Genomic DNA, 23,425 nt, shown 5'->3' on the forward strand with positions numbered 1-23,425 from the left:
CCGCGGCGAGCACCACGGCAGACCATTTCGGCCCCAGGATCACAGGTCCTTCTCGTAGATGCGGTACGTCTTGTAGGCGACGCTTCCCAGTTCTTCGATGATGTGGCGGATACGCATGTTGTCTTCGAGGATCCACGACATTTCACACGATTTTGTGCCGCGCGAGATGTGATAGTTGCGCACGTGATCGATGGCCGCGACCGCCAGGGCGGAACCGAGGACGCCGTCCTGGAACTTCTTGCGCACACCGAGGAGCGGCATGCGAATGGAGGGGGGCCGCTTGGCCATGACGGACTTCGCGAGCTTCAGCCAATTGAAGGGCAGCAACTTGCCGCCAAAACCATCGATCCAGTCGTTGAGGTTGGGCAGCGTCACGGACATGGCGGCGTACTCGCCCTTGTAGGTGACAATCGTCACGTATTCGCCATGCACCAGCATCTTCATGTCGTTGGCGAGTTTCTCCAGTTCCGCTGACGTGAACGGCACGAAACCCCAGTTGTGCGACCAGGCATCGTTGAAGATGTCCATCACGATGCCGATGTCGCGCTTGATCTGTTTCTTGTCGAGCGGACGAATGACGATGTCACCCGTCGCCAGCGCCCGTTTCGTCACGCGCATCAACAGTGGCGGCAACGGTCCAAGGTCATCAACGTAGTAGGCAATCAGGTCCTTGGCCTTGCGCAGACCGTTGGCTTCCATCAGTCCCTGGTAATAGGGTAGGGCATGTCCCATCATCATGTTGGGCTTGTGCTCGAAGCCGCGCACCAGCAGGCCAAGTTCATCATTGATGGAGAAGTTGAACGGCCCCTGCACGCGCGAGAGGCCCCGCGCCTTTAGCCAGCCGCCGGCCGTATCGAGTAGCGCCCGGGCGACGTTCACGTCGTCGACGCTTTCGAAGAAACCAAATTGTCCGGTGTTGTCCTTGTGGTGTTCAAGCCGCAGGCGGTCGTGCTGCGCCGAGATGCGGCCCACCGGCTTGCCATCACGATAGGCCACGAAAAGCTGCACATCCGCGTGCTGGAAATAGGGGTTCTTCTTGGGGTTCAGGTGATCAAGCCGCTCCAGATAAAGGGGCGCAACCCAGTTCGGGTCATTCCTGTAGAGGGGAAAGGGCACGTCGAGAAATGCGCGGATCCCTGCCTTGTCGCTGACGGGCCTGACGGTCAGTTCACTCATGTGCGGGCACCCCTTTTCAGAGCCGGTTTCGGTTTCGGAAGGTCCTTGGCCGCAAGCCGTGAGGCAGGCGTCACGCGCCCGCCGAGGAATGTGTATTGCACGTCGGCGATGCGCGTCCACGCCGGGCGGTGTGTGATGGCGATGATGGTGTAACGGCCGCGCAGACCTGCAATGTTGTCCACGATCGCCATTTCCGTCTCCGGGTCGAGCGCACTCGTCACTTCATCGAGGATCAGAACTTCAGGTTTGCGCACCAGCGCGCGGGCCAGCGAGATGCGCTGGCGTTGGCCGCCTGAGAGCTTGCCGCCGAACTCGCCCACATCCGTATCGAGGCCAAGCGGCAGGGAAGAGATGAACCCGTTCGCGCCCGCCAGCCGCAAGGCTTCGAGAATGTCATCATCGCTGATGCCGGATTCCGAGAGCGAGATGTTCTCGCGGATCGTGTCATGGAACAGCGCCAGTTCCTGCGGCACGTAGCCGATCTTGCGGCGGAAGGCGGTGATGTCCGTCTCGGACAGCGCCTGACTGCCGATCCTCACGCTGCCGGATTGCGGCTGGTGCAGGCCGATGAGCAGATCGATGAGCGTTGTCTTGCCCGCGCCCGATGGCCCCTGCAGCACCGTGATCCTGTTGGCCGGAATGGTGACGGACACATCCATGAGCACAGGTGTGTTGCCGTGGGCGAAGCTCACCTTGTCGAAGGTGAAATCCTGCTTCTCCGGCGGCGGCAGCGTTCCCCGCCGGATTTCCTTCTGCGCCTCCGCCTCGGCAATCATCTCCTGCGTGCGCATGTAGGAGGCCTCCACCTGGCTGGCGCTCTGCACCTGCTTGAGGAACTTCGACATGTAGGACATGACCTGGAAGAACAGGATGCCGATGACCAGCAACTGCTCCACGGGAACGCCCGCCCAGGTGACGGCGGCCCAGGAGGCGGCGGCGAGGATCGTGACCATCATCAGGTCGTTGCCGTAGACCAGGCCGAAGCGCGCGATGTTCTGCACATACAATGTGCGCCGCAGCCGCTTCACCAGCGCCGACAATCCCTCGATCATCGGGTCATAGCGGTGCATCGCCTTCAGCGATTTCATGTTCTGCACCAGGTCCACCATGTCGGACGTGAGCGTCGCAGTGCGGTCTGATTGCTTGTAGCTGGAGCGCCGCGAAATCATGATGAGCTTGTGCGAGGCAGCGGCAATGACCAGCCCGCCAAGTATGGCGACCACCGCAACACGCCAGTTGATGAGCAGCGCGATCAGCGTGTAGGCCACGATCTGCACGCTGTTGGTGGCGGCGATGGCGGCGAGATTGTAAGCATCCCCGGCCCGCGTCGCATCGTTGCTGATCACGCTGGCGATGCGCCCGCTGCTCTGGTCGGCGTAATAGCTCCAGCGCGCGTCGAACACGGCCTTGATCAGGCGGCGGCGCAAGTTGTTGGCCACCCGGGCGCCCATGATGCCGGCATAGGTGGATGCAAGGAACAGCAGCACAGCCCGCAGCACCAGCAGCCCGACGGCAATCACGAGCAGTGTCGTGAAATCAACAGTGAGTCCAAACCATGCCATGACGCTCCGCAGATAGGCCTCGAACGCCGTCGGGTTATCGCCCGGCGCCTTGAGCAGCGTGCCGATGGCGGGCAGGAGTGTGCCCACGCCGACGGCCTCCATGGTTCCGCCGATGAGCAGGCAGAGCAGCACGAGAATCGGTCGGGTGTCTTCGGCGCGGAAGAAAATCTGAAAGACTTGCCGCATGAGGCGGTGGGTTCCGGTCTGGACGTTTCGTGTGGGCTCTCCCATAAGGCCGGAGCAAGCGAGACTCAACATGAATGCACGGCACGTCATTTTCGGGATTTTTCAACGCAGTCTTGGGCAGAAGATTCTGCGCTGGAAACGCAGCCTGACGCTTGGCGCGCGCGTCGCCGTGATTGATGGCGATGGCCGTTTTCTGTTGGTCAAGCAAAGCTATGCACCGGGCTGGCTGTTTCCGGGTGGCGGCGTTGAGTTCGGAGAAACCTGCGAGGAGGCGGCCTTGCGCGAGCTGCACGAGGAGGCGGAAGTGCAGCCCACCGGGCCGCTCCAGCTTCACGGGGTATTCTCCAATCATTCCAAATTCCCCGGCGATCATCTGGTGGTCTACACCCTGCGCGAATTCTCCTGGAACGGCTTCACGCCGACCAGTGAGATCGTCTCGGCGGAGTTCTTCGCGCCCGAACAGCTTCCCGCCGACACGATGCAGTCCACGCGCCGCCGCATCGACGAGATACTCGGCAAGTCCCCCATGTCGCTGGAGTGGTAGCGGATCGCTTGACGCGACCCGCCTGCGCCGCTATGCGCGCCAACCATGACACTGCGCCGGACCATGGAACGAAGCCTGCGACGAGGATCACTGATCCTCCGCGCCGTCCGCTGACGCCTGCCGCCGTACTGCCGGGGCGGGCTTTCCTGTCCCTGTCCCCTTGCTCCCGGTATCTGCCATGACCTCTCCCTACCTTCCCGAAGCGGCAACGCCCGCCGACGAACCCGCCATTGAAACCTTGCTGGACGAGGCCTTCGGCCTCTCGCGGCGGACCAAGACAAGCTACCGCCTGCGTGAAGGCAACACCGCTACGGAAGGCCTGTCGCTTGTGGTGCGCGAGGCGGGGCTCGGGATCGTCGGCACCATCAGCTATTGGCCCCTCCGCATCGGAACTTCCGGTACGAAGGCGCTGCTGCTGGGGCCGATCGCCATTCATCCGCAGCGGCAAAATCGCGGCATCGGTCTGGCCCTGATGCGCGTGAGCCTCGCCAAGGCGGCTGAACAGGGCCATGCGCTGGTCATCCTCGTCGGGGACGCCCCCTATTATGCGCGCGTCGGTTTCATGAAGGTGCCCGATGGCCAGCTCCTGCTGCCCGGCCCGGTCGATCCGCAACGGCTGCTCTTCCTGGAACTCCGCGCTGGCGCACTCTCGGCGGCACATGGACTGGTATTGCCGGAAAACCGCTTCGAGGCCTAGCGTCCTTCGCGATACCACATCATCGAAAGCACGATCAGCAACACGGCAAGGCTGGCCAGCGTGGCGAAGAGTGGCGTCTCGCGCACGGCCAGCACCCGGAATTGTTCGTTGTCGGTGAGGGCGAGCCAGCCGGAACCGGATTTCAAACCGCTTGGGCTTGCCTTGCTGAAGCGCGGCAGGCCGTCCTCGATCCAGTACACGCCACCGCCGCTTGCAGCAGCAACGGGCGCCATCACGTCGCCCGTGGCGCGCACGTCGGCGAACTCCTTCTGGTCGGCATTGCCGGTGATGGCAAAGGCCGTGAGATCGCCGTCGCGGAGCGCATAGAGGCCGGTCTCGGCCAAGAGCACGCTGCCGGTGAACACGCCGGGCCGCCCGCGTTGCAGCGGCACTTTCGATGTCTTGCCGGAGGGCGCTGTCAGTTCAATGTCGCGAGCCGTGTCGGCCAGCGTCTGCCGTTCCACGATGAGGTTGCGGCCCTCCTGCCGCGCCCGCAGGGCTTCCTCCTCAAGGTCCGGCTCCTTCATCAGCCAGTGGGAGATGCGGCGCAGCAGTTCCACCTGTGGGCCGCCGCCCTCGAAGCCTCGCGCCCACAGCCAGCCCTGATCCGACAGGAACTGCGCCACGCGGCCCTTCTCGATGTGGGCCAGCGCGAGCAGCGGCTTGCCGCCGGGACCTGACATCAGGTCCTGCGCCTCGTTCTGCGGCGATGTGTCGATCAGCCGGAACCAGCGGCCCCAGCTTGGCTCCGTCGGCGAGTCGCCGGGCAGGCCACGGCTCACCGGATGGCGCTGCCCGGTCACGGTCACGCGCGGCTTGAAGCCTTCCTGTGTCACCTCGCCCGTGGGAAGGGCAGCGAGAATGTCGGCCAGCGGCGTTGATGACAGGCCATCCGCGCTGGCAAAATCAGGCCCGGAAGACACGAGCACCGCACCACCGTTCCGCACGTAGTCGGCGACGTTGGCCAGATAGGCATCCGGCAGGATGGACTGGCGCTGATAGCGGTCGAAGATCACGAGGTCGAACTGGTCCAGCTTCTCCAGGAACAGTTCGCGGGTGGGAAAGGCAATGAGCGAGAGTTCGCGCGTCGGCGTGCCGTCCTGCTTCTCCGGCGGGCGGAGAATGGTGAAGTGCACGAGGTCAACGGAGGCATCGGCCTTCAGCATGTTGCGCCAGGTGCGCTCTCCTGGATGCGGTTCGCCGGAAATCAGCAACACGCGCAGCCGGTCGCGAATGCCATCGATCACCGCCAGCGCGCGATTGTTGACGAGCGTGATTTCACCGGGCCGCTCGGCTGCCGCGATCTCCACCACGTTCTGCCCCGCGCGATCGATGGGCACGACGATCTGACCCGTGGTGTTGGGAGCAAGCGTCACACTCTGCGTCTCGCCATTGGGCAGGCGGATGGTCACCGCGACAGGCTCCGTGCCGGCGGGTGTTTCACTCACATGATAGCGGATTTCGTGGGACTGCCCGGCAATGGCGAAGCGCGGTGCCTGTTCGATCACAACGCGGCGGTCGATTTCTTTTCTGCTGCCCGAGAGAAGCGTGTGCACCGGCCCCTTCAGCTTGCCCATGTCGGCAGCGGGCGGCACGTCATGCACCTGTCCGTCGCTGATGATGATGGCGCCCGCGTAACGGTCGGGCGGAATGTCAGCCGTGATGCGGGAGAGCGCCGCGAAGACACGCGTGCCGTCAGTGTCGGGGGTGGTGCCCGTCACGGTGCGACCGAGGCGAATTTCGGTGTTCCCCAACGCCGCGACCTGCTTGCGCACTTGGGCGAGAGCTTGGTCCGTCTGCGCCTGGCGTTGGCCGAAAGACTGGCTGTCGCTCTCGTCAACCACGACGGCAACGATGTCGCTGAGCTGTTCGCGCTCATCCTGGGCGAGTTGCGGGTTGGCGATGGCGGCAAGCAGCAGCAGCAGCCCCGCGGCCCGCATCAGCGCGCCCCGCATGCGCGCAACCAGCATTGCCGCAACAGCAACGACGCCCACCGCGCACAGCACGAGGAACACGGGCCACGCCACGTGGGGCAGGAAGGTAAGCGTCCAGCTTCCCAGTTGCAGGCTCATTGACCGAGCCTTTCGAGCAACGCGGGCACGTGCACCTGATCGGCCTTGTAGTTGCCGGTAAGAGCATACATCACGATGTTGATGCCGGTGCGGAAGGCGAATTCGCGCTGGCGGTCTGAACCGGGCACGACCGCGTAGAGCGGGTCGCCGTTGTCATCCAGTGCCCATGCGGCCGCATAGTCGTTCGAGCCGATGATGACGGCCGAAACACCGTCCGCCGTGCCGGGATCAGTGGAGGCCTCGCCCAGCGCCGATTCCACCCACAGAGGCCCGCCCTCATAGCGGCCCGGGAAGGTGCTGAGCAGATAGAAGCTGCGGGTCAGCACATGCTTTTCCGGAACGGGTTCAAGCGGTGGCACATCGAGGTTGCTGAGCAGGCGGCGGAGTGCCGCGCTGCTCGTGCCCGTATCAAGGCCGCCATCGCGCAGGTCGAAGAAGATGGTGCCGCCGTTCTTCATGTAGGAAGCAACCTTGTCGCGCGCTGCATCGGGCAGTTCCTGCGCAGAGTCGAGCACCGGCCAATAAAGCAGGGGATAGACGCTGAGTTCATCCGCACCCACGTCAACAGCCTGCGGCTCTGCCAATTGTGCAGAGGTGCGGTCAGACAGGATGAGCGTCAGGCCCTTCAGGCCCTCGTTGCTGATGCGGTCAACCTCGCTGTCACCGGTCTTCACATAGGCGAGGCGTGGGTCCAGCGCCGCCTTGATGGCATCTTCCTGCGCCCGCGCATCGCCGTGAGGCGTGGCGAGCAATGCCAATGCCATCACAACGGGTGCTGCCTTGAAACGCGACAGGCCCCCGCCGATCCAGATGGTGGCGAGGCAATCGAGGAGGAACAGCAGCAGCGCGCCGAGGGCAAGGGGCGGCACCAGCGAGGTGCGGACCTGCGGCTCATAGCCAGACACCGCAACTCCGGCCAGCGAGGGACCCAGCGCCTTGAGATCGGCAGCGGCCAGCACATGGTTCAGCGCCTGCTCCCGGCCACCGCGAACGTAAAGCCCGGGCGGGTGGATGGCCGACACCTTCGCCGTTTCGAAATCGGCCAGCGCAATGGCCTGGGCCGTGCCGTCCGGCGAAACGAGGTCGCCTTCGCCCGTCATCACCAGGCGCGGGGCGAAAGTTGCGGGCGCATCTGCCGCCGTGGACGAGGCCGCCTGTGCGGGATCAAGCCCGGCGACGCGGCTCATCATCTCCACGAAAAGTCCGGAGAGCGGCAGGTTCGACCAGTTGGCATTGGCGGTGACGTGGAAGAGCACGACCATGCCCTTGCCCCTGTTTTCCGCTGTCACCAGCGGCGTGCCATCGGCAAGGCTCGCCCAGGTCTTGCCAGCGAGTTCACTGTCGGGCTCCGCCAGCACCTGACGGGTGACTGTGATCTTCGGATCAATGACAAGGCCCGCGAAGGGCGAATTGCGCGGAAAGTCCTGCAGGGTCTGTGGCGTCTCCCAGGAGAGCGCGCTGCCCAGCGTGCGGTCGCCTTCGCGCAGGCGCACCGGCACGAGTGAATCATGCCCGGCCGCAAGGCGCGGACCTGCGAAGCGCATGAGGATGCCGCCCTTCTCGATCCAGTCCGAAACCTTGCCCTGGATTTCATTCGGTATCGTGCCAACGTCCGCCAGCACCAGCATGGAGAGGCCCGCATCAATCAGGTCGGCAATATCGCCTGGTGTTTCCGGCGTGAACAACTCCGCATAGGGCTCAAGCCCGCGCGAGACATAATGCAGCGGCGACAGCAAAGGCTGTGCCTGCTCACGGGATTCGGATGCGACGAGGGCGATGGTGCGCCGCCGCCAGCGGTCATCCAGCAATTGCCGGGCGCCGGCGTGGGCCTGGCCTGCGATGGTGATGGATTGAATGTCGTTGCGAAGCGCCGTGGGCAGGCTGAAGCGCGCCGTGGCCGCACCACCCGGAACCAGCGTCACCGGCACATCCAACAGCACCCGGCCGTTGTTGGCCTTGATGGAAAGCGAAACGGGCGCGGCAACGGTTCCCGCCGCCGACAGGGCGGCGATGCTGATCTCGCTCTTCTCCAGCCGTGCCGGGCCGAGCGCAAGCGGCAGCGTCTTGGCCCCCGGCGCAATGACCTTGAGGGCGGCGCCGGGAAGAAGTTGTTGCAGGCCCGCCGCGAATGCCTCGCCGCTGCTCGCATCCAGCCCATCCGAAAGCCACAGCACACTTTTCGTTTCCCGCAACTGCGCGCCGCGCAGTTTTTCCAGCAGGGCCATGCGGTCGGTGGAAAGAGGCGAGGGTGCCATGACACGCACACGGTCCTGAACGGCCCGCGCCGCCTGGGGCGTCAAATCAGCGGCCTCGGCACGCGGCGCTGTTCCCGTGAGCACTACGCTTTCACCATTGGCCTGCGCATCATCAAGCACTTCGCCCAGCACGCGGCGCGTCTCGGTCCAGTTCTGTGCACCCGCCCAGCCATCGTCGACGATGATCAGCCGTTGCCCGCGTGGCAATCCGCCGGGGCCGGGCGGCTGCAGGAACGGTTGCGCCACCACGAAGATCACCAGTGCGGCCAGCAGCAGGCGCAACAGCAGGAGCCACCACGGCGTCTTGTCCGGCGTCTCATCCTGCCGTGGCAGGTCGAGCAGGATGCGGACCGGCGGGAAGGCCTGCGGACGCGGCCGTGGCGGCGTGAAGCGCAGCAGCCACCAGATCACCGGCAGCGCCAGCAATCCATAAATTGCCAGTGGCGTGCCAAATCCCAAGGCCTGCAGAAAGTTGTTCATGAAACGCCCCGGACACCATGGCGCTGGTCGGCGCCGCTCACGCGCATGTGAAGCGGCAGAAGGGCCGTGGCTGGCGCTTCGTCGGTGCGGTGCAGTGTGAAGGTCCAGCCCAGCCCGCGTGCAAGCTGCTTCAGACCCTCCCGATGGGCCCCGTAGGCCTTGATGTAATCCTCTCGAAGTGCTTCAGATTTCTTCGCCAAGTATTTGAGCGGACTGCCTAATCCCAGGAATTCCACACGCCCGTCATAGGGCAGGGTCTCTTCGGCCGGATCGGCGATCTGAACGATGTGTCCGGAGACACCGGCGGCGGCAATGGCGCTGAGCCGCGCCCGCACCTCATCCAGAGGTTCCAGAAAATCTGAAATCAGCACGGCGGCGGCGCGGCGCTGTTGCGCCCCTGCGGCGGGAAGACCTTCGTCGTGGCGCTGCCCCAGCCATTCTCCGACGCGCAGAAGGGCCAGACGGCCATAACCCGGTGGACGCGGCGAACCCAGGGCGCCGATACGCTCGTGCGCCCGTGCGGCAAGGCTGGCCAGCGCCAACGCCAGCAATCGCGCCCTGTCGAGTTTCGCCTCGGGCGCGAGGTGCGAGCGGAAGGCCATGCGCGGTCCTGTGTTGCACCAGACCCAGAGCGTGTTGGCACTTTCCCATTCGTTCTCGCGGATGAATACCCGGTCGGCCTGTGCCGACTTGTGCCAGTCGATGCGCTGCGTCGAGTCGCCAAAGCCATAGGGCCGGTACTGCCAGAAGGTTTCGCCGGGCCCAGCCGCGCGGCGGCCATGTACCCCGAGGATCACGGTGGCGGCAATCTTTTCGGCGCGCACCAGCATGGGCGGAAGGGCGAGACTTGCGCCTTCCCCTGCCTGGGCCAGCCGGTGCGTCGCGGGCGAGGCTTGCGCCATCAGGCGAGGAGCCCCTTCAGGTGCGCGATCACGTCACCAACGGTCTTGCCATCGGCGCGGGCACTGAAGTTGAGCGCCATGCGGTGCTTGAACACGGGTTCCAGCAGCTCCGCCACATCTTCGATGGAGGGTGACAGGCGGCCATCGATGAGCGCCTTGGCACGCGCCCCAAGCATGAGCGCCTGACTGGCGCGGGGCGATGGCCCCCAGGCCACGGACTCATTCACCATCTGGCTTGCATCCGGGCCGGGCCGGGCGCCCCGCACCACGCGGAGGATGGCATCAGCCACCTGTTCGCCAACGGGGATGGTGCGTGCAACACGCTGCGCCTGCATGAGTTCGTTCGCGGACATGGCATTGACGGGTGCTGCCTCTTCGATGCCGGTCGTCGAGAACAGCATGCGCCGCTCCGCCTCCAGCGGCGGATAGGAGATGTCGATCTGCATGATGAAGCGGTCGAGCTGCGCTTCTGGCAGCGGATAGGTGCCTTCCTGTTCAATGGGGTTTTGCGTGGCGAGCACATGGAACGGTTGCGGCAGGTCGTGGCGCACGCCCGCGACCGTGACGTGATGCTCCTGCATCGCCTGCAACAGCGCCGACTGGGTGCGGGGCGAGGCGCGGTTGATTTCGTCCGCCATCAGCAGTTGACAGAATACCGGGCCGGGAACGAAGCGGAACGACTTCTGGCCGCGCTCGTTTTCCTCCAACACCTCGGAGCCCAGGATGTCGGCGGGCATCAGGTCGGGCGTGAACTGCACGCGCTTTTCATCAAGCCCCAGCACGCGGCCCAGCGCCGATGCGAGTTTCGTCTTGGCAAGACCCGGCGCGCCCACGATCAAGCCGTGTCCGCCCGCGATGATGGTCGTCAGGCACAGGTCGATCACCTCGTCCTGACCGAAGATGACCTGCTTCAGCGCTGCGCGCGCCTTGCCCAGTTGGGCGCTGGCCCCTTCAAGGTTCTGGATTGCCTGCCTTCCGGCGTCGTTGATGCTGGCCATGTCTTCCACTATCTCTGGTGTGAGCTTTTTTCGGCGGTCCGCCTGCCTTGGATTTGTCTTTCCTGTCACAGGATGGCGCAAAAGAGGCAGTCTGGAACCGACGAAAAGCGATTCTGATGATCCGGGTGAATGATGGCCGCAAGCCGTGATGCAAGCAATCCCTTGGCAGGGTTAAAAGATGTTCAGGCGGCCGGTACCAAGCTGCCGCCGGTGCATCTGTGGAATCCGCCATTTTGCGGCGATATCGGCATGCGCATCGCGGCTGACGGCACGTGGTATTACCTCAATTCGCCCATCGGCCGGAAGCCGCTCTACACCCTGTTTTCCCGCGTGCTGCGCAAGGACGGCGACGACTATTTCCTCGTCACGCCAGTGGAAAAATGCGGCATCACCGTCGACGACGCTCCCTTCACCGCCATCCGCATGGCGGTCATGGGCGAGGGGCGTTCACAAACAATTGTCTTCGAGACCAATTGCGATGACGAGGTGACGGTGGACGCCGCCCACCCCCTGCGCTTTGCCACGGAAGCCGGCACCGGCGGCCTGAAGCCATATGTGCTGGTGCGGGCCAATCTGGACGCCCTCGTGGTGCGCGCGCTTTTTTATGATCTGGTGGCGAGGGGCACCCAGGAAGGAGAGTGGTTCGGCGTCTGGTCCGGCGGCAGCTTCTTCCCCATGCAGCGCGCCAGCGAGATCGGGTTCGTGCCATGACCTCGCCCTTCTGCATGAGCGACGTGCTGGAGCGCGCCTCAACCCGCCTGCTGCGCGAGCCGCCTCCGTCGTGGGATGCGAGTGACGACGACATGAACGTCAAGGCCCGCATGATCCCCGATGGCATTGCCCCGAAACACGCCGCCGTGCTCGTGCCACTGATCTGCCGGGGTGACGACCTCCATGTGCTGCTCACCCAACGCACCGCGCATCTGTCGCAACATGCGGGCCAGATCGCTTTTCCCGGAGGGCGGCTGGACGAGGGCGAGACACCGCTGCAGGCCGCCTTGCGTGAGACCTTCGAGGAGACGGGCATCGCCGGCCGTTTCATCAAGCCCCTCGGCTATCTCGATGGCTATCTCACGGTGACGGGCTATCTCGTCAATCCCGTCGTGGCCCTGTTGAGCGACGGTTACACGCTGGCCCCGCATGACCACGAGGTCGCCGACATTTTCGATGTGCCGCTGCGCTTCCTGTTGACGGCTGCCAACCGCGAGACGCACAGCCGCGAATGGCAGGGCCTGACGCGCCGCTACTATGCCTACCCCTACGGCGAGCGCTATATCTGGGGCGCTACGGCAGGCATGATCAAGAACCTCGGGGACAGGCTTTATGGCGACGCGCCGGCAAACACGTGAGCAGCCTTCGTTGGCCGGAGCCCCATGGCTGGCCGACACCCGCGTGCAGGCGATCCTGGCGCTGCTGAATGCGGAAGGCGGGGAGGCCCGCGTCGCCGGTGGTGCCGTGCGGAACGCCTTGCTGGGCGTTCCCGTCGCCGACATCGACATCGCCACGACGCTGTCGCCGCAGGAGGTGAAGCGCCGCTGCCAGTCGCGGCAGTTCGCGGTGCATCCCACCGGGATCGAACATGGCACGGTGACGGTGGTGGTCCAGCACATGCCCTTCGAGGTGACAACGCTTCGCCGCGACGTCTCCACCGATGGCCGCCGCGCCACCGTAGCCTTCACCGGCGACTGGGCCGAAGACGCTGGCCGCCGCGATTTCACCATGAACGCGATGTACTGCGACGCAGCCGGAAATGTTTATGATTATTCCGATGGTTACAAGGATGTCCTGCACCGGAAGGTAAAGTTCGTCGGCACCCCATCGCGGCGTATCCGCGAGGACTACCTGCGCATTCTGCGTTTCTTCCGCTTTCACGCCACCTACGGCAAGGGCGCGCCGGATGCAGCGGGTCTCGCCGCCTGTACCCGCCTGCGCAAGGGCATCGAAAACCTCTCTGCCGAGCGCATCCGCCAGGAGCTCTTGAAAATTCTCGTGGCGCCGCGCGCCGTCGAGACGCTGAAAGTGATGGCAGCGTCCCACATTCTCGAAAGAGTCCTGGACCATGTCCCAGCGTGGAGGATGATTGCGCGCCTTCCCGCTGATTCCGTGTTGCGCCTCAGTGCACTCGCCCGACACAGTGCGGGACTCCGCGACCGCCTCCGCCTCTCGAACGAGGAAGCACGAAGGCTCCAGCAAATCGCCGAAGCACCGACGCTCACGCCTGAGCTGCACGCACATGAACGTCACCGCATCCTCTACGCCCTCGGCGCAGAGGCCTGGCGGGATGCCGTGCACATGAGCCTCGCCCAGTCGCGCGCGCCACTGGATCATCCGGCCTGGCGGGAGTTGCTCATGGTACCGGACCGCTGGCCCATGCCCACATTCCCCGTGTCTGGCCGCGACCTTCAGGCCGCCGGCCTTGCGCCCGGTCCCGCCATGGGCCAGACATTGCGCTCGCTCGAGGACTGGTGGATCGCCAGCGACTTCAAACCGACGCGCGAGGAATTGCTGGCGCGCGCCAAACAGTGAGACGGAGACTTTCATGCCTGCACCATTCCTGATGACAACCAAGGGCAGGGGCGCCCCCAAGGTGGAGAAGGGCAAGCCCGATCCGGCCAAGCTCATCACGGGCAAGTACCTCACCCAGACGTGGAACCATTGGACCGGCGAGGATGACCGCCTCTATTGCGGCATCTGGGAGTCTTCGCCCGGCAAGGTGACGTGCGAATACAGCGAATGGGAATTCTGCCACATCATCTCCGGCGAAGTGATCCTCACGGAAGAGGGCAAGCGCAAGGGCCACCGCTTCAAGAAAGGCGATGGCTTCATCATCCCGCCGGGCTTCAAGGGCACCTGGGAGACCGTGAAGAAGGTCAGGAAACACTATGTGATCCTGATGCCGAAGGGGAAGGAATGATCAACCGCCGGCGAAATTCCCTCCGGTCTTTGGCCATCTCCCCCAGCAAAGTGGGGCGGAACGCTGGGTGGGGGCCATGACGGAATCGATCCTCATCACCGGCGCCGCGAAACGCATCGGCCGCCAGCTTGCGCTCGATCTTGCAGCGGCGGGCCACGACATCGCCATCCATTGCAACACCTCGCGCGACGCCGCCGCCGAAGTGGCTGACGGCATTAACGCCATGGGCCGCAAGGCGGTCATCGTGCAAGGCGACCTCGCCCAGCCCGACGTGCCGGAACGGCTCATCGCCGAGGCCGCTCGGGGACTGGGCTCTCTTACCGTCCTCATCAACAATGCCTCGGTCTTCGAGCCGGACAACGTCGGTGAAATCACCGTCGATAGCTGGACCGAACATCTCGACACCAACCTGCGTGCGCCCGTGATGCTTGCACAGGCCTTCGCCCGGCAATTGCCCCGCGGCCGCAACGGCAACATCATCAACATCATCGACCAGCGCGTGTGGAAGCTCAATCCGCGCTTCTTCTCCTACACCATGTCGAAGACCGGCCTGTGGACGGCAACGCGCACGCTGGCCCAGGCGCTGGCACCGCGCATCCGCGTGAATGCCATCGGTCCGGGACCGGCCTTGCCCAGCGCCCGCATGGACCAGGCGGAGTTCGACAAACAGGCCCGCCTGACGCTTCTGGGGCGTGGCACGTCGCCCCGGGAAATCTCCGAGGCGGCGAAATTCATACTGTCACAGCCGGCCCTCACCGGGCAGATGATTGCGCTGGACGGCGGCCAGCACCTCGTCTGGCAAACCCCCGATGTGGTAGATGTTCAGGAATAGCACCATGGCCAGGAAGCCCATGATCTCGCACCACGTGGCCAGCGCCGCCCAGCGCCTGCGCCATGTCTTCGTGCGCGACCTCGAAATCAACGCCTACATCGGCATCTACGAACAGGAAAAGGTGAAGTCGCAGAAGGTCATCGTCAACATCGACCTCTCCGTCAAGGAAGGCTCGGGCGATGACGACATCAGCCACGTCGTGTCCTACGAGGTGGTGGTGAAGAAGGTGGAGGCGATCGTCGCCGCCGGTCACACCAACCTCGTGGAAACACTGTGCGAGAAAATCGCCGAAAGCTGCCTGAAGGACGCCCGCGTCATGGCTGCCCGTGTGCGCGTGGAAAAACCCGACATCATTCCCAACGCCCGCAGCGTGGGCGTGGAGATCGAGCGCGTCCGCTGAGTCAGCGGATCATGTAGACCTTGCGGATCGTCTCGTGCACGCGGCAGGTGCCTTTCCAGTCCTGCGGGAAGAAGGCCGCCGTGCCGGGCACGATCTCGATCACTTCGCCGCTCTCATGGGTATAGGTGCAGCGGCCCAGCAGGAAATGGCAGAACTCGTCGCGGGTGACGTGGCAGTTCCAATATCCGGGCGTGCAGATCCAGATGCCCGTTTCGCTTTCGCCGTTCGGCCCCTTGTGCAGCACGAGCCCGGACGTGTGGCTCTCGCCCTCGATCATGGTGGGAATGACGCCCCAGTCCTTGAACGGACCAGCGTAGCTTTCCGGATGAACGAGATGGGGCGCGGAGGATTCGAGTTTCAGGGTCATGGGTCAGCTCAGCATGTAAACGTTGCGCAATGTGTCGTGCACCGTGCAGGTGCCTTTCCATCCGGCCTTGAACAACACCACCGTGCCGGGAATGATTTCGATCACCTCACCACTTTCGTGCGTGTAGGTGGCGCGGCCGGAAACGAAGTGGCACAGCTCATCGCGTGGAATGTGCAGCGGCCATGTGCCAGGCGTCACCTGCCACAAGCCGCATTCCGGCTGGTTGTCAGGCCCCTTGTACAGCAGCACGCCATCCGACTTGGAGTTGCCCGCAATCGGATTGGGCTGGTGGCCCCAGTCCTTGAGCGGACCGGCATAGGTGGCCGGGCCTTCCAGATGCGGCGCGGAGGAATCGAATTTGGTGGGCATGGGCTGGCTGCGAGCACAAGTTGAAATGACCGCGCCTGTATAGAATGGGGCGCAAGGCTTCGCTATCCTAAAGATGCTGACAGCAGTGGACATGGGCCCATGCTTATCTCTGCCTCATTCCATGAGGAGGATGATACCATGGCACATGCTTCAAAGAGCCTGTCCGCGCCCCGGCAGCGCCCCGGCGCTGGCTTCTACATTGCCCGCGTCACGCGCTGGCTGCGGGAACGCCAGGAGATTCACATGCTGGAGCGCATGAGCGATTCCCAGCTCAAGGACATCGGCCTTGCGCGGTCCGACATTGATCGGGCGGTCCGTCGTGACCGCTGGAAATAGAGGAACATGGAGCAATTCCACCAGCGGCAGCTTCTCTCAACAGACATGGTGAGTCTGGACGATGTCGTTTGCACCTGTGGTGCGCGTCACCGCAGCGCCACGGAATGCGGCACGCGCACCCATCTCGTCTTCCCCTACAGCGGCCTCTACGTTCGCCATGTGGGTAAGACCGAGTCAGTGGCGGAGGCAAATCAGGTGCTCTTCTTCAACGGCGGTGAGGAATACCAGGTGAGCCACCCGGTCGACGGCGGTGATTCAAGCCTGTCTCTGCACGTGGCAGAAGATGTTCTCGCGGAACTGGCCCGGCCCTCGGAGATGAAGAGGGAAGGGCAACTGGGCTTTCAGAAGCAGCGCCGCCGCATAGATCCGCGCACACAGGCGCTCGTCGCCATGCTGCGGCACGGACTGCGCGAAGGCGTTGCCGATGCACTGGAGGGCGAGACGCTGGCACTCACGCTGGTACGCCGCGCGCTCGGGGAACGTACCTCGCATGCTTCGCGCGGAAGCTGGGGCCTGCAGAAACTGGCAGACCGCGCCAAGCTTGCGCTGTCGTCCGATCTGGCGCGCCGCTGGACACTGGCTGAGGTGGCAAAGGAGGTCGGGGTTTCCCCCGTGTATCTTACGCAGGTCTTCCGCCAGGTCGAAGGCATGCCGCTCTACCGCTACCAGATGAACCTGCGCCTGGCCCGCGCCCTCGACATCCTTCCGCGCTACGAGGATCTGACATTTCTGGCGCTTGATCTTGGCTTCTCAAGCCACAGCCACTTCACCTTTGCTTTCCGCAAGGCTTACGGCATGTCTCCGGCCGAATTCCGCCGCAGCGTCCATCTCACGAAATAATCTGACAGCGCCGGCTCAACAGCAATGGTGATGTGACCTCGCCCATGCAGGGCAATGGAGGATGACATGACCACGAAGACCTGTGCAGCCTGCGACGACGATGTGGGCGACAAGCCCATCATGGTGACGATCGGCCAGAAGACGGTTGAAGTCTGCTGCGAAGCCTGTGCCCAGGCGCTGCGCGAGGCCGAGAAATCGAAGTCCGCAGCCCGGTGAGACCACGGCCCGTGCAGGCAGTGTGCAAGCCCCCTTGGCGCACCGCCTGCACGGGATTGATCAGGCGATCTTGCGTTTCAGCAGGCCGTCGATCACCTTCGCCGCCTTCGTGGGGCCGTGCTTGGCGCGCATGGATTTCGAGGTCTTCTTCAGCTTCGCCTTCATCTTCTTGTCGGTCAGCATGGCCATGATCTTGTCCTGCATCTCGGCATCGCTCCACGCGTAACGGTCCATCTTGAAGCCGTGGCCCGTCTCCTGCACGCGCGTGGCATTGTCGTGCCCGTCCCAGACATAGGGCATGATGATCGCGGGCTTGCCGAAGTAGAGGCATTCCGTGAAGCTGTTGTTGCCGCCGTGATGGATCACCGCATCAACTTTCGGAATGACCGACGGCTGCGGGAACCACTTGTCGATGATCACATTGTCAGGAATATCCGTGTACTGATCGATATAGTCACCGACGTTCACCAGTGCCCGCACGGGCATATTGCCGATGGCGGCAATGAGGCGCTTCAGGAGGTCTGTATCACCCGAGCCCAGCGAACCGAAGCTCACGTAGAGCAGGGGCTTGTCGTCGTTGGCCTTGAAGGTTGGCACCGTGTAAGGCGCATCCTTGCGCACGCATCCTTCGAGATACTGGAACTGCTTTGGCGAAAGCTTGTGCTTGCGCTTGAACTTCACGGCACTCGGATAGAGCAGGATGTTCATGTGCGGGCTCGCCTCGAAGAACTGCCCGATGGGATAGCGCTTCTCGCCCACGGAGGTCAGGAAGGCGTTGAAATTGTCGTGGATCGGCTTGATCACCGCGTTGAAGTGCTTGCGATAGGCCGCATGACACTTCTTGTCCTTCTCGCCGCAGCCGGAAAGGTGAGGGGGAATGTCGGGATCCTCGATCTCGTTTTCTGAGCACGAGATCACCCGCACCCATGGCTTCCTGTTCTGCTTGGCGTAGCGCTTGATGGCGGGAAAGAGGATCACGTTGTCGACGCAGACGACATCGGGCTTCACCGCAGCCAGCACGCCGGGCAGGTCTTTTTCCGCCCACTTTGCCGTCTCCACGATCATCTCCCAGCAACCCTTCACGTAGTTGTCCACCTGATCATAGGGGCTCTTGCGGAAGTTGGGGATGTGGCCGTTGATGAAGTCCACCCAGAACTTCGCCATCTCTTCTGGCGGCAGGGGCTCGGACAGGTTGACGGCATGCGCCTCGAAACCGTAGCCTTTGTACACATCGAGGAAGCCGGGGTCGGACAGGAACACCACCTTGTGGCCCAACCTCTCCAGCGCCTGGCCAATGCCGACCGAATTGAGTGCCGGCCCGAACGCCGCTTCGGGAAACAGCGCCACGACCTTCTTCTGCTTCTTTGCCGCCGGTTTCTTCCTCACGGCTTCTTTCGCAGCGGCTTTCTTCGCCGTCTTCGTCTTCGCAGCAGCCTTCGCCATCATTGCCTCCTCGTGATCCTTGTGGATTTACATGCCCGGAACATGGCCCTTGTTCAAGCGTTGCGCCGTGAACAGGGCGATGAAGGCGACGGCCATGACGATCGTCGCCATGGCATTGATTTCCGGCGTCACCCCAAAGCGGATCATCGCGTAGATCTGCATGGGCAGCGTGGTGGAGGACGGCCCGGCGCCTGCGGTGAAATAGGCGATGATGAACTCATCAACCGAAAGGGTGAAGGCGAGAAGTGCTGCGGCAATCACTGATGGCAGGATGAGCGGGAAGGTGATGTGGCGGAAGGTGGCGAAGGCACCTGCGCCCAGATCGCGTGAAACTTCAGTGAGCGACCAGTCGAAGCCCTTGAGGCGCGCCCGCACAACGGCGGTCACGAAGGCGATGTTGAACACCACATGGGCCATGATGATCGAGTGCAGGCCAAGCGAAAACCTCAGCAGCGTGTAAAAGGAGAGGAGCGCGATTGCGAGCACGATGTCCGGGATGATCATCGGGGCAAACATCAGCGCCTCCCGCACGGCCGAAGGCCGGGACCGTTCCACGCCCAACGCCAGGGCCGTGCCAAGGGCCGTGGAAATGAGGGTGGAAACCAGCGCCACCACCAGCGAGTTGAACGCCGCCTGCTGGATTTTGGGATTCGCAAAGAGCTTGCCGTACCACTCCACCGAAAAGCCGCTCCATGCTGTCGGCAGTCCTGCCTTGTTGAAGGACAGCACCATCAGCACCAGGATCGGCAGGTAGAGGAAGGCGTAGGTCACGCCGAGATGGACCCGGTGCCAGCGGCTCATGATCTTTCCCCCAGCACCCGGCGCGAGATCAGCGCCTGGGCGAACAGGAGGACGAGCATGATGCCGATGAGGATGGCCGAAAGCGTGGCGCCGAAGGGCCAGTCCCGCGCCGTCAGGAACTGGTCGTAGATCAGGTTGCCCGCCATCTGCATCTTGCCACCGCCCAGCAGGTCGGGCGTGATGAAGTTGCCGATGGAGAGCACGAAGACGAATACCGCCCCTGCCGCCACGCCGGGGGCCGTCAGCGGCAGCGTGACCCGCCAGAAGGTGGTGGCGGCCGTGGCACCGAGATCGCGCGAGGCCTCCGCATAGGATGGATCGAGCCGTTGCAGCGCCGCGAAGATCGCGAGGATCACGAATGGCGTGTAGTTGTAGGTAAGCCCCAGCACCACGGCGAATTCGTTGTACAGCAACGGCCAAGGCCCGAGGCCGACGGCCGCCAGCCCCGCGTTCACCAGCCCCGCCGGATTGAGCAGCACGATCCACGCATAGGTGCGGATGAGGTAGTTGGTCCAGAACGGCAGAATGGCGAGGAAGAGGAGCGCCGTCTGCGCCCTCTCCGGTGACTTGGAAATCGCATAGGCCGCGGGGTATCCGATCAACAGCGCAAACGCCGTCGCCGTCCCCGCGATGCGGAACGAATCCCACAGGATCGTCGCATAGAGCGGATCGAAGGCGCGCGTGATGTTCTCCGCTGTCACCGCCGACCAGTCGATGCCGCCATAGATGCCGCGCTCGAAGAACATCAGCGCGAAGATCAGCAGGCACGGCACAACCATCAACGCCACCAGCCACACTAGGCCGGGCAGCATCAGCAAGCGGTTGGCGCGGGAGGGGGACATCGCAAATCCCTCACCCTGAGGTGTCGTGCGCAGCAAGGCCTCGAAGGAGAGCTTCGAGGCTCGCTTTGCTCGCACCTCAGCGTGAGGGGTAAGCCGTTTATTTCGCCGCCATGATTTCAGACACCGTCTTGGAGAAGGCCTTCATGCCTTCTCCCAGGTCGCGCAATTGCTCATACTTCAGCAAATCTGCAGGCGCGATGGCCATGTTGGGATATTGCTTCAGCATGGCGGGGTCGATCGCATCCATGGCAGCCTTGTTGGGCGATTTGTACATGATGTTCTCGACCATCCACTTGCCGTTGTCCGCCGACATGATGAAGTCGATGAACTTCGCCGCACCTTCCGGGTTCTGCGCGGACTTGGTGATCACCATGGTGTCCACCCACAGGTCAGAGCCTTCCTTCGGCACCACGTACTTGATCTCCGGCTTTTCGGCGATGCCATAGTTGCACCAGCCATCCCAGGCCTCGACGAGAGAGGCCTCGCCGGAGACGAGCTTCGAGTAGAAAGTGGTGTCGTCGTAGGCCAGCAGCGTCTTCTTCGTGGCGACCAATTGGTCGCGCGCGGCATCAAGGCTCGCCTGATCGGTGCTGTTCACGGATTTCCCCGCCAGCAGGAAGGCGGGCGCCATCAGCCAACGGTCGGTCGCCAGCATAGTGGTCTTGCCCTTCACGTCATCGGCGGGCGTCAATAGGTCTGCCCAGCTGTCAGGAGCTTCCTTCACCACGTCGGAGCGGTAGCACAGGCCGGTCGTGCCCCAGGTGTAGGGCACCGAGAACGTGTTGCCCGGGTCATGCTTCAACTGTGTCGCTTCCGGGTAGAGGTTCTTGAGGTTGGGAATCTTGGCCGGGTCGATGGGCGCCAGCAGCCCCATCTTGTTCAGCGCCTCGGCGAAGGGTGATGAGACGAACAGCACATCATAGCCCTGGCCGCCGGAGGCTGTGACCTTGCCCATGATTTCCTCGTTGGTGGCATGCACCGACACCTCAAGGTCGATGCCGGTCGCCGCCTTGAACTTTTCCGCGATATCCTTGGGCATGTAGCCGTCCCAGTTGGACACCACGATCTTGTCAGCCCAGGCGGCCGTCGCCGATACGGCGAGCAATGCAGCAGCAGCAACGGCTTTCACGATCTTGGACATGGTCATGTCGTCTCTCCCTGTGGTTTTCTTGGTTGGGCGAAGCCTAACAGGCTTTGGGGGGAGGCGGGAAGGGGGCTGCAGCCGGCGATCCGGCTGGTGTTCCCAATGACGTTCCTGCCATTGTCCCGCACCGCAAAAGCCCTAGATTTGCACCATGACCGAATCTGAATCCCCACAATTGGAAGGCGCGGAACTGATCCGGGATTTCTGCACCCGCCTGCCGGGCAAGCCCGGCGTCTACCGGATGTATGACGCCAAGGGGAACGTGCTCTACGTCGGCAAGGCGCGGAACCTGAAAAACCGTGTGTCGAACTATGCCCGTGGCGTCGGTCACAACAACCGCATCGCCCTGATGATCTCGCTCACGGCGCACATGGAGTTCGTGACCACGGCGAGCGAGGCCGAGGCGCTGCTGCTCGAGTCAAACCTGATCAAGAAGCTGAAGCCGCGCTTCAACGTCATCCTGCGCGACGACAAGAGCTTCCCCTACATCCTCATCGCCAAGGACCATCCCGTGCCGCAACTGGCGAAGCACCGGGGTGCGCGCAACCGCAAGGGCAGCTATTTCGGCCCCTTCGCCTCGGCCAATGCGGTGAACCAGGCGATCAACACCCTGCAAAAGGCCTTCCTCATCCGTACCTGTTCGGATGCGACCTACGAGAACCGCACGCGGCCCTGCCTGCTCTACCAGATCAAGCGCTGCTCCGCGCCATGCGTGAACTTCGTCACGCCGGAGGATTACGCCGGACTTGTTGCGCAGGCTGAGACGTTTCTCTCCAGGGGCGGCGGGCCGGTGAAGGCGGAACTTGCGCAGAAGATGGAAGAGGCCTCCAGCCTCCTCGATTTCGAAACTGCCGCGCGCTACCGCGACCGCATCCAGGCCATGAGCTTCGTCACCCAGAGCCAGGGCATCAATCCGCAAGGGGTTGACGAGGCAGACGTCTTCGCCCTCGCCCAGGAAGGCGGGCAGACGTGTGTGCAGGTGTTCTTCTTCCGCTCCGGCCAGAACTGGGGCAACCGGGCCTATTTTCCGCGCACCGACAGATATGCCAGTGAGAGCGAGATTCTCGCCGCCTTCCTCGGCCAGTTTTACGACGACAAGCCGCTGCCGCCGCTCATTCTGCTGTCCCACGACGTTGAGGAGCGCGAACTGCTGGAAGAGGCCTTCTGCACCCACGCCGGACACAAGGTGGAAATTCTCGTGCCCCAGCGCGGCGAGAAGAAAATGTTGGTGGATCACGCCGTCACCAATGCCCGCGAGGCCAATGGCCGGAAGTTGGCGGAGACATCCTCGCAGGCAAAGCTGCTGGCGGGCGTGGCCGCCGCCTTCGGGCTGGAAGCGCCGCCACGCCGCATCGAGGTCTACGACAACTCCCACATCCAGGGTGCGGAAGCCGTGGGCGGCATGATCGTTGCCGGCACGGATGGCTTCATGAAATCGCAATACCGCAAGTTCAACATCAAGCAGCCGGAGGTGGCCGGAGACGATTTCGGCATGATGCGCGAGGTCCTGACGCGCCGCTTCTCCCGCCTGCTGCGCGAGACGGGCGAGGGTGTGGAGGCGCCCGAAAGCGAGACGCCGCTCTGGCCCGATCTGGTGCTGATCGACGGCGGCCAGGGTCAGCTTTCCGCAGCCCGCGCCGTGCTGGAGGAGCTTGGCATCCACAACGTGCCGCTCGCCGGCATCGCCAAGGGGCCGGACCGGGATGCCGGCCGGGAACATTTCTACCAGGAGGGTAAAGCAAGCTTTATGCTCGAGGCCCGCGACCCGGTGCTCTACTACGTGCAACGTCTGCGCGACGAAGCCCACCGTTTTGCCATCGGAACGCACCGCGCCAGGCGCTCCCGCGCCATCGGCATCAATCCGCTGGATGAAATTCCGGGCATTGGTCCCACGCGCAAGAAGGCCTTGCTCCAAGGCTTTGGATCGGCGAAAGCAGTTGGTAAGGCAAATGTGGCTGATTTGGCGGCAGTGGACGGGGTGAGCAGGCAGCTGGCCCAGGCAATCTTCGACCACTTCCATCCGGACTCCAAATAGGGAGGCAGCCCATG

General features: G+C 63.5%; 24 protein-coding genes. 12 read left to right on the plus strand and 12 right to left on the minus strand.

Annotated features, from left to right (window positions below):
- Positions 1 to 39: 39 nt before the first annotated feature.
- Both IPM06_12985 and IPM06_12990 read right to left on the minus strand, forming a co-directional pair.
- Entirely contained in the window at positions 40 to 1,176 is a 1,137-nt protein-coding gene (locus tag IPM06_12985) for a hypothetical protein (protein ID MBK8771338.1), read from the minus strand.
- Positions 1,173 to 2,924 carry an ABC transporter ATP-binding protein gene (locus tag IPM06_12990; GenBank protein ID MBK8771339.1) on the minus strand — a complete coding sequence of 584 codons (1,752 nt, stop codon included), beginning with the start codon at positions 2,922 to 2,924 and terminating at the stop codon, positions 1,173 to 1,175. The genes IPM06_12985 and IPM06_12990 overlap by 4 nt, the downstream gene beginning before the upstream one ends.
- A 70-nt stretch (positions 2,925 to 2,994) precedes the next feature.
- Between IPM06_12990 and IPM06_12995 the strand changes: the two genes are divergently transcribed.
- Positions 2,995 to 3,468 carry an NUDIX domain-containing protein gene (locus IPM06_12995; GenBank protein MBK8771340.1) on the plus strand — a complete coding sequence of 158 codons (474 nt, stop codon included), beginning with the start codon at positions 2,995 to 2,997 and terminating at the stop codon, positions 3,466 to 3,468.
- 178 nt (positions 3,469 to 3,646) lie between these two features.
- Entirely contained in the window at positions 3,647 to 4,165 is a 519-nt protein-coding gene (locus IPM06_13000) for an N-acetyltransferase (GenBank protein ID MBK8771341.1), read from the plus strand.
- Here IPM06_13000 and IPM06_13005 read toward each other — a convergent pair.
- From IPM06_13005 to IPM06_13020, 4 genes are read right to left on the minus strand one after another with little or no spacing between them, the layout of a single operon-like run.
- Complete coding sequence (locus IPM06_13005) at positions 4,162 to 6,237, minus strand: hypothetical protein (protein MBK8771342.1); 2,076 nt, start codon at positions 6,235 to 6,237, stop codon at positions 4,162 to 4,164. The genes IPM06_13000 and IPM06_13005 overlap by 4 nt on opposite strands.
- Positions 6,234 to 8,972: a DUF4159 domain-containing protein gene (locus IPM06_13010; protein MBK8771343.1), complete on the minus strand. Its 2,739-nt coding sequence runs from the start codon at positions 8,970 to 8,972 to the stop codon at positions 6,234 to 6,236. The genes IPM06_13005 and IPM06_13010 overlap by 4 nt, the downstream gene beginning before the upstream one ends.
- Positions 8,969 to 9,874 (minus strand): DUF58 domain-containing protein, encoded by a 906-nt coding sequence (locus tag IPM06_13015; protein MBK8771344.1) that lies wholly within the window; start codon positions 9,872 to 9,874, stop codon positions 8,969 to 8,971. The genes IPM06_13010 and IPM06_13015 overlap by 4 nt, the downstream gene beginning before the upstream one ends.
- Complete coding sequence (locus tag IPM06_13020; protein ID MBK8771345.1) at positions 9,874 to 10,872, minus strand: MoxR family ATPase; 999 nt, start codon at positions 10,870 to 10,872, stop codon at positions 9,874 to 9,876. Before IPM06_13020 ends, IPM06_13015 begins: the two co-directional genes overlap by 1 nt.
- A gap of 132 nt (positions 10,873 to 11,004) precedes the next feature.
- Between IPM06_13020 and IPM06_13025 the strand changes: the two genes are divergently transcribed.
- The 6 genes from IPM06_13025 (at position 11,005) to folB (ending at position 15,018) form a co-directional block, all read left to right on the plus strand.
- Positions 11,005 to 11,583, plus strand: coding sequence for a DUF1285 domain-containing protein (locus IPM06_13025; GenBank protein ID MBK8771346.1), 579 nt, complete (start codon positions 11,005 to 11,007; stop codon positions 11,581 to 11,583).
- Positions 11,580 to 12,221, plus strand: coding sequence for a CoA pyrophosphatase (locus tag IPM06_13030; protein MBK8771347.1), 642 nt, complete (start codon positions 11,580 to 11,582; stop codon positions 12,219 to 12,221). The genes IPM06_13025 and IPM06_13030 overlap by 4 nt, the downstream gene beginning before the upstream one ends.
- The gene (locus tag IPM06_13035) at positions 12,196 to 13,398 is read left to right on the plus strand and encodes a CCA tRNA nucleotidyltransferase (GenBank protein ID MBK8771348.1); all 1,203 of its coding nucleotides are present in this window, start codon (positions 12,196 to 12,198) and stop codon (positions 13,396 to 13,398) included. Before IPM06_13030 ends, IPM06_13035 begins: the two co-directional genes overlap by 26 nt.
- Before the next feature lie 13 nt (positions 13,399 to 13,411).
- Positions 13,412 to 13,786: a cupin domain-containing protein gene (locus IPM06_13040; protein ID MBK8771349.1), complete on the plus strand. Its 375-nt coding sequence runs from the start codon at positions 13,412 to 13,414 to the stop codon at positions 13,784 to 13,786.
- Positions 13,787 to 13,862: 76 nt separating this feature from the next.
- On the plus strand, positions 13,863 to 14,618 hold the full coding sequence (locus tag IPM06_13045) for an SDR family oxidoreductase (protein MBK8771350.1): 756 nt from the start codon (positions 13,863 to 13,865) through the stop codon (positions 14,616 to 14,618).
- A gap of 4 nt (positions 14,619 to 14,622) precedes the next feature.
- Positions 14,623 to 15,018: a dihydroneopterin aldolase gene (gene folB, locus IPM06_13050; protein ID MBK8771351.1), complete on the plus strand. Its 396-nt coding sequence runs from the start codon at positions 14,623 to 14,625 to the stop codon at positions 15,016 to 15,018.
- A gap of 1 nt (position 15,019) precedes the next feature.
- Here the strand turns inward: folB and IPM06_13055 are convergent, their stop codons facing one another.
- Together IPM06_13055 and IPM06_13060 are read right to left on the minus strand one after the other, a co-directional pair.
- Positions 15,020 to 15,385 (minus strand): cupin domain-containing protein, encoded by a 366-nt coding sequence (locus IPM06_13055; protein MBK8771352.1) that lies wholly within the window; start codon positions 15,383 to 15,385, stop codon positions 15,020 to 15,022.
- Positions 15,386 to 15,388: 3 nt separating this feature from the next.
- Complete coding sequence (locus IPM06_13060) at positions 15,389 to 15,754, minus strand: cupin domain-containing protein (GenBank protein ID MBK8771353.1); 366 nt, start codon at positions 15,752 to 15,754, stop codon at positions 15,389 to 15,391.
- Between the two features lie 138 nt (positions 15,755 to 15,892).
- On the opposite strand from IPM06_13060, the gene IPM06_13065 reads away from it, so the two are divergent.
- The 3 genes from IPM06_13065 (at position 15,893) to IPM06_13075 (ending at position 17,146) form a co-directional block, all read left to right on the plus strand.
- Positions 15,893 to 16,090 (plus strand): DUF1127 domain-containing protein, encoded by a 198-nt coding sequence (locus IPM06_13065; protein ID MBK8771354.1) that lies wholly within the window; start codon positions 15,893 to 15,895, stop codon positions 16,088 to 16,090.
- A gap of 6 nt (positions 16,091 to 16,096) precedes the next feature.
- Positions 16,097 to 16,930 carry a helix-turn-helix transcriptional regulator gene (locus tag IPM06_13070; GenBank protein ID MBK8771355.1) on the plus strand — a complete coding sequence of 278 codons (834 nt, stop codon included), beginning with the start codon at positions 16,097 to 16,099 and terminating at the stop codon, positions 16,928 to 16,930.
- 66 nt (positions 16,931 to 16,996) lie between these two features.
- On the plus strand, positions 16,997 to 17,146 hold the full coding sequence (locus IPM06_13075; protein ID MBK8771356.1) for a TRASH domain-containing protein: 150 nt from the start codon (positions 16,997 to 16,999) through the stop codon (positions 17,144 to 17,146).
- Between the two features lie 60 nt (positions 17,147 to 17,206).
- Here IPM06_13075 and IPM06_13080 read toward each other — a convergent pair whose 3' ends face one another.
- The 4 genes from IPM06_13080 to IPM06_13095 all read right to left on the minus strand — a co-directional run bounded on the left by IPM06_13080 (position 17,207) and on the right by IPM06_13095 (position 21,373).
- The gene (locus IPM06_13080) at positions 17,207 to 18,589 is read right to left on the minus strand and encodes a glycosyltransferase (protein ID MBK8771357.1); all 1,383 of its coding nucleotides are present in this window, start codon (positions 18,587 to 18,589) and stop codon (positions 17,207 to 17,209) included.
- A 27-nt stretch (positions 18,590 to 18,616) separates the two neighbouring features.
- A complete protein-coding gene (locus IPM06_13085; protein MBK8771358.1) occupies positions 18,617 to 19,390 on the minus strand; it encodes an ABC transporter permease in 774 nt (257 codons plus the stop codon).
- A complete protein-coding gene (locus IPM06_13090; GenBank protein ID MBK8771359.1) occupies positions 19,387 to 20,202 on the minus strand; it encodes an ABC transporter permease in 816 nt (271 codons plus the stop codon). Before IPM06_13090 ends, IPM06_13085 begins: the two co-directional genes overlap by 4 nt.
- 127 nt (positions 20,203 to 20,329) lie before the next feature.
- Entirely contained in the window at positions 20,330 to 21,373 is a 1,044-nt protein-coding gene (locus tag IPM06_13095) for a spermidine/putrescine ABC transporter substrate-binding protein (protein ID MBK8771360.1), read from the minus strand.
- Between the two features lie 154 nt (positions 21,374 to 21,527).
- On the opposite strand from IPM06_13095, the gene uvrC reads away from it, so the two are divergent.
- Complete coding sequence (uvrC, locus tag IPM06_13100) at positions 21,528 to 23,411, plus strand: excinuclease ABC subunit UvrC (GenBank protein ID MBK8771361.1); 1,884 nt, start codon at positions 21,528 to 21,530, stop codon at positions 23,409 to 23,411.
- Positions 23,412 to 23,425 lie beyond the last annotated feature (14 nt).

Source organism: Hyphomicrobiales bacterium (assembly GCA_016710435.1).
Taxonomy (GTDB): Bacteria; Pseudomonadota; Alphaproteobacteria; order Rhizobiales; family Aestuariivirgaceae; genus Aestuariivirga.